The organism is Pseudomonas sp. WS 5071 (assembly GCF_012985765.1).
Taxonomy (GTDB): Bacteria; Pseudomonadota; Gammaproteobacteria; order Pseudomonadales; family Pseudomonadaceae; genus Aquipseudomonas; species Aquipseudomonas lundensis_A.
In genome coordinates, this window is record NZ_JAAQWY010000023.1 from 24,845 (window position 1) to 40,861 (window position 16,017).

The 16,017-nt window shown below is 58.1% G+C and carries 12 protein-coding genes; 9 read left to right on the forward strand and 3 right to left on the reverse strand.

The window, feature by feature from the left end:
* Positions 1–347 precede the first annotated feature (347 nt).
* From HBN61_RS15005 to HBN61_RS15045, 9 genes are all read left to right on the forward strand, one after another.
* Positions 348–1,742: a polynucleotide adenylyltransferase PcnB gene (locus tag HBN61_RS15005; RefSeq protein ID WP_047277498.1), complete on the forward strand. Its 1,395-nt coding sequence runs from the start codon at positions 348–350 to the stop codon at positions 1,740–1,742.
* A 3-nt stretch (positions 1,743–1,745) separates the two neighbouring features.
* Entirely contained in the window at positions 1,746–2,246 is a 501-nt protein-coding gene (gene folK / locus HBN61_RS15010) for a 2-amino-4-hydroxy-6-hydroxymethyldihydropteridine diphosphokinase (RefSeq protein ID WP_047281245.1), read from the forward strand.
* Between the two features lie 204 nt (positions 2,247–2,450).
* On the forward strand, positions 2,451–3,251 hold the full coding sequence (panB, locus tag HBN61_RS15015) for a 3-methyl-2-oxobutanoate hydroxymethyltransferase (RefSeq protein WP_047277503.1): 801 nt from the start codon (positions 2,451–2,453) through the stop codon (positions 3,249–3,251).
* Positions 3,248–4,108: a pantoate--beta-alanine ligase gene (gene panC, locus HBN61_RS15020; RefSeq protein WP_047277505.1), complete on the forward strand. Its 861-nt coding sequence runs from the start codon at positions 3,248–3,250 to the stop codon at positions 4,106–4,108. Before panB ends, panC begins: the two co-directional genes overlap by 4 nt.
* A gap of 257 nt (positions 4,109–4,365) precedes the next feature.
* Positions 4,366–6,030 (forward strand): glucose-6-phosphate isomerase, encoded by a 1,665-nt coding sequence (pgi, locus tag HBN61_RS15025; RefSeq protein ID WP_047277507.1) that lies wholly within the window; start codon positions 4,366–4,368, stop codon positions 6,028–6,030.
* A gap of 47 nt (positions 6,031–6,077) precedes the next feature.
* Positions 6,078–6,947 (forward strand): oxygenase MpaB family protein, encoded by an 870-nt coding sequence (locus tag HBN61_RS15030; RefSeq protein WP_047283049.1) that lies wholly within the window; start codon positions 6,078–6,080, stop codon positions 6,945–6,947.
* 155 nt (positions 6,948–7,102) lie between these two features.
* Entirely contained in the window at positions 7,103–8,284 is a 1,182-nt protein-coding gene (locus HBN61_RS15035) for an acetyl-CoA C-acetyltransferase (RefSeq protein WP_047277511.1), read from the forward strand.
* 102 nt (positions 8,285–8,386) lie between these two features.
* Positions 8,387–9,400 carry a class I SAM-dependent rRNA methyltransferase gene (locus HBN61_RS15040; RefSeq protein ID WP_047277512.1) on the forward strand — a complete coding sequence of 338 codons (1,014 nt, stop codon included), beginning with the start codon at positions 8,387–8,389 and terminating at the stop codon, positions 9,398–9,400.
* Positions 9,401–9,511: 111 nt separating this feature from the next.
* Positions 9,512–12,439 (forward strand): DUF748 domain-containing protein, encoded by a 2,928-nt coding sequence (locus tag HBN61_RS15045; protein WP_170047054.1) that lies wholly within the window; start codon positions 9,512–9,514, stop codon positions 12,437–12,439.
* A 244-nt stretch (positions 12,440–12,683) separates the two neighbouring features.
* On the opposite strand, the gene HBN61_RS15050 is transcribed toward HBN61_RS15045, so the two are convergent.
* From HBN61_RS15050 to rpsO, 3 genes are all read right to left on the reverse strand, one after another.
* Positions 12,684–13,037: a BON domain-containing protein gene (locus HBN61_RS15050; RefSeq protein ID WP_047277516.1), complete on the reverse strand. Its 354-nt coding sequence runs from the start codon at positions 13,035–13,037 to the stop codon at positions 12,684–12,686.
* A gap of 299 nt (positions 13,038–13,336) precedes the next feature.
* Entirely contained in the window at positions 13,337–15,442 is a 2,106-nt protein-coding gene (gene pnp, locus HBN61_RS15055) for a polyribonucleotide nucleotidyltransferase (protein ID WP_047277518.1), read from the reverse strand.
* 225 nt (positions 15,443–15,667) lie between these two features.
* Positions 15,668–15,937: a 30S ribosomal protein S15 gene (gene rpsO / locus HBN61_RS15060; protein WP_047277520.1), complete on the reverse strand. Its 270-nt coding sequence runs from the start codon at positions 15,935–15,937 to the stop codon at positions 15,668–15,670.
* Between the last annotated feature and the right edge of the window lie 80 nt (positions 15,938–16,017).

Sequence of the window (16,017 nt, forward strand, 5' to 3'; positions counted from 1 at the left end):
TCAACACAGCGACCAAAGCAATCCGTTTGCTCTTATCTCCCGATTGGGAGGGTTACACCGGCAAACCCGGGTAACCAGGGCGATCAACAAAAACAAGAAGCCCGCAACCAATAATAAAAATAGAGCACGCAACTAATTCTGGGGGAGCTTCGGCTCCCCTTGTGGTTCCTGCGATTCGACAAAATCATTTAGCCTCTCTAACACGGCCCTCTTGCGCAGGTTCTGAGCGTGTGTGGCAATCGACAGGTTAAGCGTCCTACACCATCCCCTGACTAAATGCTAGAATCCCCGCCCATCATGCGGTCATTCTTCGTTTTGGCCGAACATTCCTTCAAACAGTGCATCCCATGCTGAAGAAGCTGTTCCAGTCATTCCGTTCTCCCAAGCGTCGTACGCAACAACTGCGCAGCACCCCAGAAGTGCTCAACAGCAGCCAACACTCGCTGCAACGTGCCCAGTTCAGCCGTTACGCGGTCAACATTGTCGAGCGTCTGCAAAACGCCGGTTATCAGGCTTACCTGGTTGGCGGCTGTGTACGCGACATGTTGCTCAACATCACCCCCAAAGACTTTGACGTCGCCACCAGCGCCACGCCTGAACAAGTGCGTGCGGAATTCCGTAATGCGCGCATCATCGGCCGACGCTTCAAGCTGGTACACATCCACTTTGGTCGCGAGATCATTGAGGTCGCCACTTTCCGCGCCAATCACCCGCAAAATGACGAAGAGGAAGACAGCAATCAGTCCTCGCGTAACGAAAGCGGGCGCATTTTGCGCGACAACGTATACGGCACACTGGAAGAAGACGCCCAGCGTCGCGACTTCACGATCAATGCCCTGTATTACGACCCGGTCAGCGAACGCATTCTCGATTACGCCAACGGTGTACACGACATCCGCAATCGCTTGCTGCGCCTGATTGGCGACCCGCAACAGCGCTATCAGGAAGACCCCGTGCGCATGCTGCGAGCCGTGCGCTTTGCCGCCAAACTCGACTTCGGCATCGAGAAGCACACAGCGGCGCCGATTCGCGATCTGGCCCCCATGCTGCGCGAAATCCCGTCTGCGCGACTGTTCGAAGAAGTGCTCAAGCTGTTCCTCTCGGGGAATGCTTCTGACACATTCGAAATGCTGGTTGACCTTGAGTTGTTCGATCCACTGTTCCCGGCCAGCGCCGAAGCACTGGAACACAACCCGACGTACACCCACACCCTGATCAGCGAAGCCTTGCGCAACACGGACCTGCGGATCAAACAGGGCAAACCGGTGACCCCGGCGTTCCTGTTTGCCGCCCTGCTGTGGCCTGCACTGCCAGCGCGTGTTCTGCGCCTGCAGGACCAAGGCATGCCGCCTATTCCTGCCATGCAGGAAGCCGCGCACGAGCTTATCAGCGAACAATGCCAGCGCATCGCCATTCCTAAACGCTTCACCCTGCCCATTCGCGAAATCTGGGACATGCAGGAGCGCTTGCCGCGTCGCAGTGGCAAACGCGCCGACATGCTGCTCGACAACCCGCGTTTCCGTGCCGGTTATGACTTTTTGCTGTTGCGTGAAAGCGCAGGCGAGCAGACAAACGGCCTGGGCGAGTGGTGGACCGAATATCAAGACGCCAACGACAGCGGGCGCCGCGACATGATCCGTGACTTGAGCAACGCCAAGGATGACGGCGCGGGCCCAGCGCCCCGCAAACGCCGACGCACAGGCGCCAACAAGCGTAAACGCAGCGCAGGCGCTGACGAGTAAGTGATGGAACGCATCTACATTGGAATGGGCAGCAATCTGGCTGACCCGGCTGAACAACTGCGCAGCGCTGTCGAAGCGCTCGCGCACCTGCCTCAATCCCGCTGGGTCGGGGTGTCAGCCTTCTACCAAAGCGATTCGTTACTGCCGGGGCAGCCGCGCTACACCAATGCCGTGGCCGCCATAGACTCCAACCTGGCGCCGCTTGCATTGCTCGATGCGCTGCAAGCCATCGAAACGGATCAAGGCCGCGAGCGCGTTGAGCGCTGGGGGCCGCGCACCCTCGACCTCGACATCTTGCTGTTTGGCGATCGCCTGATTGACGAACCGCGTCTCAAGGTCCCGCATTACCATATGCACGCTCGTCCGTTCGTGCTGTACCCCCTTGCCGAACTGGCCCCCGCCTCGCTGACCCTGGCCGATGGCCGCAGCCTGCAACAGCTCTTGAACGACTGCCCGTATGTCGGTCTTGAGCGCCTCGCTCCTGGCGCTGAATCGAATCAATAACCGCGGTAACACTCACGCGGTAACACCTCTAATTGACTTCCCGTGTGCTCGTCACGACTATAGGCATCCCGCTGCCGCCTACCCGGCGGCGCAATGTGAAAAGCCGGCATTCAAAGCACCGCTTTAAAGGTGCGCCTGCTTATAACGATGAATCACGCGCGTGACTCGCAGTGGTTATCGCACTGCCTGACGAGGATCCTTTTCATGCCAGCTATCACCCTGACCACCCTGCAAAGCCTTAAGCAAAAAGGTGAAAAAATCACCATGCTGACGTGCTATGACGCCACCTTCGCGCACGCCTGCAATCAGGCTGGCGTTGAAGTGTTACTGGTGGGCGACTCCTTGGGCATGGTCCTGCAAGGGCATGACAGCACACTGCCAGTTACTAATGACGAGATGGCCTACCACGTGGCCTGCGTCAAACGCGGCAATCAGGACGCCCTGATTCTCGCCGACATGCCGTTCATGGCAAACGCCACCCTTGAGCAAAGCCTGAACAACAGCGCCCAGCTGATGAAAGCGGGTGCGCACATGGTCAAAGTCGAGGGCGCTGTCTGGTTGGCCGAGTCCATTCGCCTGATGACCGAACGCGGCATTCCCGTGTGTGCCCACATGGGCCTGACGCCACAAACCGTTAACGTGTTGGGCGGTTACAAGGTTCAGGGCCGCAATGAAAACCAGGCGCGCCAGATGCGTGCAGATGCCATCGCCCTTGAACAGGCGGGTGCCGCCATGTTGCTGCTTGAGTGCGTACCGAGCGAGCTGGCGAAAGAAATCACCCACGCGGTGAAGATCCCGGTTATCGGGATTGGCGCTGGCAGCGACACTGACGGCCAGGTGCTGGTACTGCATGACATGCTCGGCCTGTCCCTCACCGGGCGTGTACCCAAGTTCGTGAAAAACTTCATGACAGGCCAGCCAGACATACAATCGGCGCTCAGCGCTTATGTGACCGAAGTCAAAGCCGTCAGCTTTCCTGGCGCCGAACACGGATTCTCTGCATGAACACTGTTAAAACCGTCCGCGAGCTGCGTGCAGCTGTCGCCCGCGCCCGCAGTGAAGGCAAGCAAATCGGCCTTGTCCCGACCATGGGCAACCTGCACAGCGGCCACGCGGCACTGGTCACGAAAGCAGCCCAGCAGGTCGATTTCGTCGTGGCCAGTATTTTCGTGAACCCGCTGCAGTTCGGGGCCAACGAAGACCTCGACACCTACCCGCGCACGCTCGCCGCCGATCAGGAAAAACTCCTGCAAGCGGGCTGTAACCTGCTTTTCGCCCCGACCGTAGAAGAAATGTACCCCCACGGCATGCAGGGTCTGACCCGCGTCACCGCTGCCGCCTTGAGCAACGAGCTGTGCGGCAGCCGTCGCCCGGGGCACTTTGACGGTGTTACCACGGTGGTCAGCAAACTGTTCAACATGGTTCAGCCTGACTTGGCGATCTTTGGGCAAAAGGACTATCAGCAACTGGCCGTCATCCGGGCGATGGTGCATGACCTGAACATGCCCATTCAAATCATCGGAGAGCCCACGGTGCGCGCCGAAGATGGCCTGGCCCTGTCGTCGCGCAATGGCTACCTGAGCGAAGAACAGCGAGCGCTGGCCCCGGCCTTGTATCGCCACCTGCGCGAAATGGCCACGGCCATCCAGAACGGCGAGCGCGACTATCTGGCATTGTCGAGCCAACACGCCGCTCAACTGGAAGCGCTCGGGCTGCGTGTGGATTACCTTGAAGTTCGCCACGCATCGACGTTGCTGCCAGCCGACGTCAGTGATCGCGACCTGGTGATTCTGGTTGCCGCCTTCCTGGGCACTACCCGCCTGATCGATAACGTGCATGTGAACCTTGATAACGCACTGTGAGCCACGGGCGATAAAGGCTTCGCAATCGACACAAAAACACTGAAACGTTTCACCTGAAGTCACGTAGCGGTGACAAAAGTTACCGCTACGTGTCAGACAAAGCCGAGACAGATGCAGGCACTAGGGTTAATGTGATCGCCCTGCTTGTGTCTGATGCGTTTAAGCAGGCGAACCGCAGTCCGCCCGTCTTTAATGTGGAGGATTCGGTGTTTTCAGTGTCCAACAGGCAGTTCAAGCAAAAAAGGATATCCGCAGCGATGGCGTACTACCGCACTCCTCATGACGTTACCGCTCTGCCCGCTTGGCAAGCGTTGAAGCAACACCGCGCCGGCATGCAACATTTCAGCATGCGCGACGCGTTTAACAGCAACCCCAAACGTTTTGAAGATTTCACCCTGAGCAGCTGCGGGCTGTTCCTGGACTACTCGAAAAACCTGATCACCAACGAAACCCGCTCGCTGCTGGTCGATCTGGCCAACGAAGTCGACCTCAAGGGTGCAATCAAATCGTTGTTCTCGGGCGAAATCGTCAACGCCTCCGAAGGCCGTCCGGCCTTGCACACGGCACTGCGTCGCCCGGTGGCCGACAAGCTCTCGGTCAATGGCGCGGACATCATGCCCGAGGTGCATAAAGTCCTGAACAAGATGACCGAACTGGTCGGTCGCATTCATGAAGGCCTGTGGCGCGGTTATACCGAAAAGCCCATCACCGACATTGTGAACATCGGTATCGGCGGCTCGTTCCTGGGCCCAGAGCTGGTGTCCGAAGCGCTGTTGTCCTACGCGCAAAAAGGTGTTCGCTGCCATTACCTGGCGAATATCGACGGCAGTGAATTCCACGAGCTGTCGCACAAGATCCGCGCCGAAACCACCCTGTTCATTGTTTCGTCCAAATCGTTCAACACCCTCGAAACCCTGAAGAACGCCCAAGCCTCCCGCGCCTGGTATCTGGCGCAAGGCGGCTCCGAAGCTGAACTGCATCGCCACTTCATTGCGGTGTCGAGCAACAACGAAGCGGCGGTCGCGTTCGGTATTCGCGAAGAAAACATTTTCCCGATGTGGGATTGGGTCGGCGGTCGTTATTCGCTGTGGTCGGCTATCGGCTTGCCCATCGCGCTGGCCATCGGCATGTCCAACTTCAAGGAATTGCTGTCCGGCGCCTACAGCATGGACCAGCACTTCCAGAACGCTCCGTTCGAGCAAAACATGCCCGTGCTGATGGCCGCGCTGGGCGTCTGGTACGGCAACTTCTGGGGCGCACAGAGTCACGCGATCCTGCCGTACGACCACTACTTGCGTAACATCACCAAGCACTTGCAACAATTGGACATGGAGTCCAATGGCAAGAGCGTGCGCCAGGACGGCACGCCCGTGTCGACCGACACAGGCCCCGTGATCTGGGGCGGTGTGGGCTGCAACGGCCAGCACGCGTATCACCAGTTGCTGCACCAAGGCACCCAACTGATTCCGGCCGACTTTATCGTGCCGATTGTCAGCTTCAATCCGGTCGCCGACCACCATCAGTGGCTGTATGCCAACTGCCTGTCCCAAAGCCAGGCCCTGATGCTGGGTAAAACCCGCGAAGAAGCCGAGGCCGAGCTGCGCGAAAAAGGCATGCCAGAAGAGCAGGTGCAAAAACTCGCGCCGCACAAGGTGATCCCGGGCAACCGCCCGAGCAACACCCTGGTGGTCGAACGCATCAGCCCTCGCCGCCTCGGCGCACTGGTTGCGCTGTACGAGCACAAAGTGTTCGTGCAAAGCGTGATCTGGGGCATCAACGCCTTCGACCAATGGGGCGTAGAGTTGGGCAAAGAGCTGGGCAAGGGCGTCTACTACCGCCTCACCGGCAGCCTGGAAGAGCCGGCCGATGACGCTTCGACCCAAGGCCTGATCAATTATTTCCGCGGTCGCCATCGCGGTTGATTGAGCGCCAGCCAGTCACCCCGACTGGCTGGCACAACCGAGGCAACATGGACATCATCCGTCGCCCCATCGAACGTCAAATCATGAGCCTGACCGGGCTTTCACTCGGCCAGCTGGACCTCGAAAACCCCAAAGGCGATCCCGGCCTGTTTGGCCCCGATTCCATCAGTTGGCAAGTGCATGGTGATTTCACCAGCATGCTGATTGGCGGCATCAGCGCTTTGATGCTGCAAGCCTTGCACCCGTTGGCGCTTGCCGGGGTATGGGATCACTCCAATTTCAGACAGGACATGCTGGGGCGGCTGCGTCGCACCGGGCAGTTCATTTCCGGCACCACGTTTGGCTCGACGGCAGACGCCGACTGGCTGATCGACAAGGTGCGCACCATTCACGAGCAGGTCACGGGCACTGGCCTCGATGGCCGCCCTTATGCCGCCAGCGACCCTGCATTGCTGACGTGGGTGCATGTCGCGGAGGTCAGCAACTTTCTGGCCGCGCATTTACGCTACCGAAACCCCTATTTGTCAGTCGCGGATCAAGACCGGTACTACGACGAAATTGCTGTGGTCGCTGAGCGACTGGGCGCGAAGGATGTGCCGCGCTCGCGCCAGCAAATCGCTGATTACCTGCAACAGGTTCGTCCCCAATTGTTATGTGACGCGCGCAGCCATGAAGTCATTCGCCTGCTTCTGGATGCCCCCTCTCCCAGCGTGCTGGCCAAGCCGTTTGGCGCCCTAATGATGCAGGCCGGAATCGATTTGCTGCCCGATTGGGCCAGCGATCAGTTGGGGCTGTATCAACGTCCCATGACGCGCACGCTGATTCGCGCCAGCGTGAACCGCACCGCCCCGCTTTTGCGCTGGGCCGTGCGTGATGGCTCCGTGCAAAGGGCGCGACGGCGGATGGGAATTACCTGACACGTACAGTCCGGTAGCCCACGGGGAATGACGCTGGCGAACCAGCCCCGGCCGTGCGCAACCATGGTCGGCGACTACACCAGGCAAGGATATTTGTGACACCATGCGCGCCTGATTCCGAGCGACACACGCCAATAATAATGAGGATTCGCGCCATGCAAGACGTCGTAATCGTTGCCGCCACTCGCACTGCCGTCGGCAGCTTCCAAGGTTCACTGGCCCACGTACCTGCGGTTGATCTGGGGGCGGCAGTCATTCGTCAACTGCTGGAACAGACCGGCCTGGACGGTGCCCACGTTGATGAAGTGATCATGGGCCAGGTGCTGACCGCCGGCGCCGGCCAGAACCCGGCCCGTCAGGCCGCAATCAAGGCCGGCTTACCGTTTGCCGTACCTGCGATGACCCTGAACAAGGTCTGCGGATCTGGCCTCAAGGCGTTGCACCTTGCCGCGCAAGCCATTCGCTGCGGCGATGCCGAGGTCATCATTGCCGGGGGCCAGGAGAACATGAGCCTGTCCAACTACATCGTGCCCGGCGCCCGTACCGGCCTGCGCATGGGGCACAGTCAGATCGTCGACACCATGATTAGCGACGGTTTGTGGGATGCGTTCAACGATTACCACATGGGTATAACCGCCGAAAACCTGGTGGATAAGTACGGCATCAGCCGTGAAGCTCAGGATGCGTTTGCCGCTGCCTCTCAACAAAAGGCCATTGAAGCCATCGAAACCGGCCGCTTTGTGGATGAAATCACGCCCGTATTGATCCCGCAGCGCAAAGGTGACCCGATTGCCTTCGCCACGGACGAACAACCGCGCGCGGGCACAACGGCTGAATCGCTGGCAAAACTGCGCCCTGCCTTTAAAAAAGACGGATCGGTCACGGCGGGTAATGCATCCTCACTCAATGACGGCGCTGCAGCGGTCATGCTGATGAGCGCGAACAAAGCCCAGGCGCTGGGCTTGCCAGTCCTGGCTAAAATCGCGGCCTACGCCAACGCAGGCGTCGACCCGGCCATCATGGGTATCGGCCCAGTGAGCGCTACCCAACGCTGCCTGGCCAAGGCAGGCTGGACGCTGGCACAACTGGACCTGATCGAAGCCAACGAAGCGTTCGCCGCCCAAGCCTTGTCGGTGGGTAAAGAACTGGACTGGGACGCAAGCAAGGTCAACGTGAACGGTGGCGCCATTGCCATTGGTCACCCGATTGGTGCGTCAGGGTGCCGAATCCTCGTCACCCTGCTCCACGAAATGCTCAAGCGCGATGCCAAAAAAGGCCTCGCAACCCTCTGCATCGGTGGCGGTCAGGGTGTAGCGCTGGCGATTGAGCGCGCGTAACTATCGTCCCATCGCAGGAGCGAACCTGCTCGCTCCTGCACCAAACCACCCGCGTTGTTCTGGTAAACTCCCGCGCCTTCTCTGTCCCCCAAGGCGCAACGCATGTCTTCCTTGAATCAGGCGCTGCGCGCCGCCCTCGATAACCGTCACGACTTGCTGGCCGAGCTGCACGCTCAAGGCACAGATTGTTATCGCCTGTTCCATGGCAGCCAGGAAGGTGCCGGGGGCTTGACCATCGACCGTTACGGCCCGCAACTGCTGGTGCAAAGCTTTCACCAGCGTCTTGAGCGCGATGATTTGCTGCAACTGCATGAAGCCATCAATCGTCATGTGGGGCTGGAACTGCTACTGGTCTACAACGACCGCTCTCAGGGCAATTCCCGCATTGATCGTGAAGACACGGTCTACCGCGCCGACGAGGCCGCCCTGCAAGACCTGGTGGGCCATGAATGGGGGCTGAACTACCGTGTGCGCGGCCGCCATGCCGGTCAGGACCCGTTGCTGTTTCTTGATCTGCGTAACGCACGCGGGTGGGTCAAACAACACAGCGCTGGCAAACGCGTGCTCAACTTGTTCGCCTACACCTGCGGGGTTGGCCTGAGTGCTGCCGCAGGCGGCGCAAGCGAAGTCTGCAACCTGGACTTTGCCGAAGGCAATCTGGCCGTGGGTCGCGAGAACGGGCTGTTGAACCCGACGTTGCCCAGCATGAAATTTGTGCAGTCTGACTATTTCGCAGCGATCCGCCAGCTGGCGGGTTTGCCGATCATTCAGCGTCGCCACAAGCTGCCGGCTTACCCGCGCCTGGAGCAACGCGAATACGATCTGGTTTTGCTGGACCCGCCCGCGTGGGCCAAAAGTGCGTTTGGCACGGTCGACCTGCTGCGTGACTATCAAAGCCTGCTCAAACCCGCCGTTTTGACCACCGCGCCCGACGGTGTGCTGATTTGCTGCAACAATCTGGCGAAAGTCAGCATGGACGACTGGCGAGAAAACGTGCTGCGTTGTGCCGAAAAAGCGGGACGCCCGGTACGTGACTGGCAGGTGCTGACCCCGGCCAGCGACTTCCCGTCAATGGACCGCCAGCCACCGCTCAAGACGTTGGTCTTGCAGTTCTAAGCCCCTCATCCTGCTCAGTAATACCCTGATCAAATATAAGGCGGTCGTCTCGGAACCAGAAACGCGTGCCATACTCCAAGGCACCTCCGACTGTAATAGACGACGCCTCACATGCCCAAAGGATTGATTCGCGCCATTGGCGCCGTGCTGACTGCCCTCGCACTTTATAGCTTGCTCGGCTTTTTGATCGTACCCGGCATCGGTTTGCGCATCATCAACCAGCAATTGGCCAACTACGCCACCACCCCCGCCCGGCTTGATCGCCTTGAGTTCAACCCATTCAGCCTTGAGCTGACGCTGTGGGGGCTGAAGATAGGCGAACCGGGCAAGGAGCAGGTCGGATTCGAACGCCTGTACACCAATTTGCAGGCTGACAGCCTGTGGACCAAAGCCTTGCACCTTGCCGACGTGCAGCTCGACAAGCCCAAGACAGAATTGGTGTTCAGCAAGGATGGCACGCTCAACCTGACGCAGCTGTTCAAACTCCCCGCCAGCGAACCAACACCTGCCACCCCTGACAGCAAACCTTTCCCGCTGCGCATCGATCGCATCAAGCTGGCGGACGGCTATCTGCACTTTGCTGACGTACGGCCTAGCGAGCCAATCGAGTTTTTGTATGACTCGATGAATGTGGAGCTGAAAAACCTCAGCACGCTTCCTGACGACAACGCTGACATGACCCTGGTCGCAGCAGGCCCTGAAGGCGGCCGGATCGACTGGACCGGCACCTTGAGCATTGTGCCAATCGCGTCCGAGGGCACGCTTAAAGTGACTGATGGCAAAATGAAAGTATGGTGGCCTTATGTTCGGGATGCCTTGCCGCTGGTCCTGGAAGACGGCGTCCTCAATTTCAGTACCGACTACACATTGAACCTGGCTAAAGAAACCGAGATGGTCCTGAGCAATGCCTCGGCCAGCATCGCGCCCTTCAAGCTCAATGCGCCCGATGGCCGTCCGCTGGCGCGCCTTGAGCGCCTTGATGTCAGCGACACCACGGTCGATCTCGCCAAGCAACACGTCGTGGTCGGCAAGATCAACAGCAAGAACCTTGAAACCTGGGCTACCCGCGAAGCAGACGGACAGTTGGATTGGCAAAAACTGTTTGCCAGCCAGCCCGCTGGCCGGGCAAAGCCAACAGCCAATGACCCGGTGACAGTTGAAGCCCCCAAACCCGGACCGGTCGCACCGAGCAAACCTTGGCAAGTGCTGCTCAAAGACGTGGAGCTGCGCGATTACCGCGTTCATCTGGCTGACAAAGTGCCCAAAACACCCGTTGCGCTTGAAGTAGGCCCGTTGAATCTGAACGTGAAGAACTTCGACAGCCTGAACCAGTCACCCTTCAGCCTCAAGCTGGATACCGGCATCGGTAAACAAGGCAAGCTCACCGCCAGCGGCGACGTGAACCTGAACCCGGTCAGCGCCACATTAAATGTCACCACCCAAGACATCGACTTGCGGGTGGCGCAGGCTTACATCGACCCGTTTATCCGTCTGGAGCTGCGCAGCGGCATGCTGGACAGCGATCTCGTCGTTGACCTTAAACGTATCGACCCGCTGGCCTTCACGGTCCAGGGCAACGTACAGATAGCTCAGTTACACACCCTCGACACCATGAAAGATCGCGACTTCCTGAAGTGGCAGCGTCTGGGGCTGGAGAAGCTGAATTATCAACACGGTGACAGCCTGTCCATCGCCAAGGTCAACGTTGCACAGCCGTATGTACGCTTCATGATCAACGATGATCGCACCACCAACATTGATGACCTGTTGATTGCGCAACCCGCTGGCAGCGCCAGTAAAACCGACGCCAAACCAGCGGCCGGCAAAGACAAGCCTTTGGGCATTCACGTGGGTGGCATCGCAATCAATGACGGTTCGGCTAACTTTGCCGACTTCAGCCTGACCCCCAACTTTGCGACAGCGATTCAACAGCTAAACGGCCAGATTGGCACCATTGATAGCCGACAGGCCAAACCGGCCAGCGTCAACATCGCCGGTAAAGTGGACCGCTACGCGCCTGTCACCATCAAGGGCAGCGTCAATCCTTTCGATCCGATGGCGAGCCTGGACATCGCCACCAGCTTCAAACGCGTAGAACTGACCACACTGACGCCCTACTCCGGCAAATTCGCGGGGTATCGGATCCGCAAGGTTCGCCTGAACCTGGACTTGCACTATTTGATCACCAAAGGTCAGCTCAAGGCCGAGAACAAACTGGTGGTTGAACAATTGCAATTGGGGGAAAAGGTCGACAGCCCTGATGCCGTGGATTTGCCCATTAAACTGGCCATCGCATTGCTCAAGGACACCGACGGCAAGATTTCCATCGAGCTTCCGGTAACGGGGGACCTCAATAACCCGCAGTTCAGCGTGATGCCAATTGTGTGGCAAACCTTGCGCAATCTCGTGCTGCGGGCAGCACAAGCGCCCTTCAAGTTCATTGGCGGGCTGATCAGCGGTGGGGGTGCCGAGGACCTCGGTACCGTGTCCTTCGCGCCTGGCTCCAGCGAGCTGAGCCCTGAGGCCCAGAAAGCCCTGACAACCCTGGCTGCAGCGCTCAAGGAACGCCCTGCGCTGCGCCTGGAGATTGAAGGCACTGCCGCGCAAAGCAGTGATGGCCCGTTCATTGCCAAGGAACGCCTGGAGCGTGAATTCCAGTACAACTACTACAAAATCCTGCAACGCCGTGGCGAGAAAGTGCCGGCGCAAGCGTCACTGCTTAAAGTCCCTGATGACGAGAAAGGTCCGTTACTCGAAGGCATCTATCGCACCCGACTCAAGCAGCAGCCGCCGGCCGAGTGGGCGAAATTGAGTCGTGATGAGCGCGCGCAAAAAATGAGCGACGCGTTGATCGACTTCTGGAGCAAAAGTGAGGTGCTGTTACGTCAGTTGGGGCAGGAGCGCGCCAGCCGCATCAAGGATTTCCTGGTGGACAAAGGCCAACTGGCCGATGAGCGCGTCTACTTTGTGGACGCCACGCTGGGTGAGGCACAAAGCGACGGGCGCGTGATCTCTCCCTTGCATCTGGACAGTGAATGATCGTTGTTCACACATGAAAGTCAGCGCGAGGCAGGTCTGTATGTGGCTTGCCCGTTGCGCTTGATGGGTCAGCAAACCCGATCGATGCTTTTATCTCCCCCAAATAGAACAGCCCCCGACGCAAGCGTCGAGGGCTGTAATGACCACATCCATGTGGCCGTCGCATGAACCAATTTTGAAAGCTGCAGATGATCGGTTAGATCATCTGCTCCGGCTTTCCCCCGGTTCTACGAGAAAAGTAAACTTACTGAGCTTTCAGGCCATCAGCCGAAACAGCTTTTACGCCTTTGATTTTCTTGGCGATGTTAACTGCCATTTCTTTTTGCGCGTCAGTGACTGCAACGGTGGAGGACAAAGAAACAACACCTTTGTTGGTCTCAACTTTGATGTCAGTGCCTGGAATACCTTTTTCAGTCAGCAGGTCTGATTTAACTTTGGTGGTGATCCAGGTATCAGAAGTGGCTTCTTTGGCTTGATCCATTTCGCCAGCAGCGACGACCATAGGCGCCTGAGCAGTGGATTGAGCAGCAAATGCTGCGTTAGCCATGGTCAGGGTCAGAGCGGTGGCAGTTGCAGCAGCGATAGCGAACTTCTTCATACGAGTAACTCCTGTCTTCTTTAAGATCTGCGCCGGCGTGCGGCTGCAGGGTTATCAGTACTATTGCAGGCGCTGTGCCAACTTTTTAAAAAAATAAAATCCTTATTTATCAATCACTTAGATGCATGTCTATTTTTCAGCTTCGTGCAGAATGCATGAACACTCGCAGTGACTGCATGCAAGATGCGGCTTTTCGATCATGGCCTTTAGCCCGCCTGCTAAAAGATCCCCTGTATTTATCACCGCCCATAAAAAAAGGATCCCGAAGGATCCTTTTTCATCACACGCTCAGGTCGCGATTAAGCTTCCGAAGCCTTGGCGGCAGCAACGTCCTTGATGGACAGCTTGATACGGCCGCGGTTGTCCACGTCCAGTACCAGCACTTCCACTTCCTGACCTTCTTTCAAGATGTCAGTCACTTTCTCTACGCGAGCATCGCTCAGCATGGAGATGTGAACCAGGCCGTCTTTGCCCGGCAGGATGTTCACGAATGCGCCGAAGTCGACGATGCGCTCAACCTTGCCGATGTAGATCTTGCCGATCTCAGCTTCAGCGGTGATGCCCAGAACGCGCTGACGCGCCGCTTCTGCCGCTTCCTTGGTCTCGCCGAAGATCTTGATCGAACCGTCGTCTTCGATGTCGATCGACGCTTTGGTTTCTTCACAGATTGCGCGGATGGTTGCGCCACCTTTACCGATAACATCACGGATTTTGTCGGTGTCGATTTTCATCGCGATCATGGTCGGCGCATTGGCAGACAGTTCGTTACGCGACTGACCAATGATCTGGTTCATCTGACCCAAGATGTTCAGGCGAGCGTCCAGGGCTTGGCCCAGGGCGATCTCCATGATTTCTTCGGTGATGCCTTTGATCTTGATGTCCATCTGCAGCGCGGTCACACCTTTGGAGGTACCGGCTACTTTGAAGTCCATGTCGCCCAGGTGGTCTTCGTCACCCAGGATGTCGGTCAGTACAGCGAACTTCTCGCCTTCTTTAACCAGACCCATGGCGATACCGGCAACCGGTGCCTTCATCGGTACACCGGCGTCCATCAGTGCCAGGGAAGCACCGCACACCGATGCCATGGAGCTGGAGCCGTTGGATTCGGTGATCTCCGATACGACACGAATGGTGTACGGGAACACGTCAGCAGCAGGCAGCATGGCCTGAACGGAACGACGCGCCAGGCGGCCGTGACCGATTTCGCGACGGCCGGCACCACCCATGCGACCACACTCGCCTACCGAGAACGGAGGGAAGTTGTAGTGCAGCATGAACGGGTCTTTCTTTTCACCTTCCAGCGTGTCCAGCAGCTGTGCGTCACGGGCAGTACCCAATGTCGCGACAACCAGCGCCTGGGTCTCGCCACGGGTGAACAGTGCAGAACCGTGAGTTTTCGGCAGGACGCCCACTTCGATGTTCAAAGGACGAACTGTCTTGGTGTCACGACCATCGATACGCGGCTTGCCGTTTACGATGTTTTCGCGAACGGTGCGGTATTCGATTTCACCGAAAGCAGCTTTGACTTCAGACGCCGAAGGCTGGCCTTCTTCGCCCGACAGCTTGGCAACCACCTGGTCACGCAACTCGCCCAGACGTGCATAGCGCTCGTGCTTGACGGTGATGGTGTAAGCCTGGGAGATCGCTTCGCCGAACTCGGCACGGATTGCGCCCAGCAGTTCAGTGGCTTCTGGAGCAGCAGCCCAGTCCCACGTCGGTTTGGCAGCTTCGGCAGCCAGCTCTTTAACAGCCTGGATAACAACCTGGAATTCGTCGTGGGCGAACAGTACGGCACCCAGCATCTGATCTTCGGTCAGCTCTTTGGCTTCCGACTCAACCATCAATACGGCTTCCGACGTACCGGCAACCACCATGTCCAGGCTGGACGCAGCGAGTTGTTCGTAAGTCGGGTTCAGCAGGTAACCGGTGCTTTCGTGGAATGCAACACGGGCAGCACCGATCGGACCATCAAAAGGAATGCCGGAGATTGCCAGGGCAGCCGAAGTACCGATCATTGCCGCAACATCAGGATCGGTTTTCTTGCTGGTGGACAGAACGGTGCAGACAACCTGCACTTCGTTCATGAAGCCTTCCGGGAACAGCGGACGAATCGGACGGTCGATCAGGCGCGAGGTCAGGGTTTCTTTCTCGGAAGGGCGACCTTCACGCTTGAAGAAACCACCTGGGATTTTACCGGCGGCGTAGGTTTTTTCTTGGTAGTGAACCGACAGAGGGAAGAAGCCCTTGCCTGGATCAGCTTGCTTGGCGCCGACGACAGTCACCAACACGCTGACGTCGTCGTCAACGGTGACCAATACTGCGCCGGAGGCCTGACGGGCGATACGGCCAGTCTCTAGGGTAACGGTCGACTGACCGAACTGAAATTTTTTGATAACCGGGTTCACGGTGTCCTACCTTCTCTTTGTGGCTCTTGGGGAACAGGTTTCTTGCGAAATACGGGTGCAATGCCGGGTGTCAGCCCGATCAGGATGCTTACGAAAACGGCCGACGGGGTGCGCTTTCGTAAACATCCGGTGAGTCCAGATAAAACTTGAGGCTGGAAGCCCGCCGCCCGCCCGCGAGAAACGCGCAGGTGGACGACAGACAACCAGCCTCCAGCAACATCGCTATTAGCGACGCAGACCCAGGCGAGCGATCAGCGTAGCGTAACGGCTGATGTCTTTGCCTTTCAGGTAGTCCAGCAGCTTGCGACGCTGGTTTACCATGCGGATCAGACCACGACGGGAGTGGTGATCTTTACCGTTGGCCTTGAAGTGACCCTGCAGCGTGTTGATGTTGAAGGTCAGCAGTGCAACTTGCACTTCTGGAGAACCTGTATCACCTGGAGCACGCTGGTAGTCAGCTACGATTTCTGCTTTGTGTTCAACTGTAAGTGCCATGTGGCTTTCCTTTCTTCAGGGGTCTGTCTGCACGCAAACAGATCCAATAGGCCGAGGACAAATCCTCGTATTTAAATGTG

Bases quoted from the DNA above. Each gene is read 5' to 3' on its own strand.
- HBN61_RS15035 (WP_047277511.1), top strand. From the start codon at position 7,103: ATGCAAGACGTCGTAATCGTTGCCGCCACTCGCACTGCCGTCGGCAGC.
- HBN61_RS15050 (WP_047277516.1), bottom strand. From the start codon at position 13,037: ATGAAGAAGTTCGCTATCGCTGCTGCAACTGCCACCGCTCTGACCCTG.
- HBN61_RS15045 (WP_170047054.1), top strand. From the start codon at position 9,512: ATGCCCAAAGGATTGATTCGCGCCATTGGCGCCGTGCTGACTGCCCTC.
- HBN61_RS15030 (WP_047283049.1), top strand. From the start codon at position 6,078: ATGGACATCATCCGTCGCCCCATCGAACGTCAAATCATGAGCCTGACC.
- panB (WP_047277503.1), top strand. From the start codon at position 2,451: ATGCCAGCTATCACCCTGACCACCCTGCAAAGCCTTAAGCAAAAAGGT.
- panC (WP_047277505.1), top strand. From the start codon at position 3,248: ATGAACACTGTTAAAACCGTCCGCGAGCTGCGTGCAGCTGTCGCCCGC.
- pgi (WP_047277507.1), top strand. From the start codon at position 4,366: ATGGCGTACTACCGCACTCCTCATGACGTTACCGCTCTGCCCGCTTGG.
- folK (WP_047281245.1), top strand. From the start codon at position 1,746: ATGGAACGCATCTACATTGGAATGGGCAGCAATCTGGCTGACCCGGCT.
- HBN61_RS15040 (WP_047277512.1), top strand. From the start codon at position 8,387: ATGTCTTCCTTGAATCAGGCGCTGCGCGCCGCCCTCGATAACCGTCAC.
- HBN61_RS15005 (WP_047277498.1), top strand. From the start codon at position 348: ATGCTGAAGAAGCTGTTCCAGTCATTCCGTTCTCCCAAGCGTCGTACG.
- rpsO (WP_047277520.1), bottom strand. From the start codon at position 15,937: ATGGCACTTACAGTTGAACACAAAGCAGAAATCGTAGCTGACTACCAG.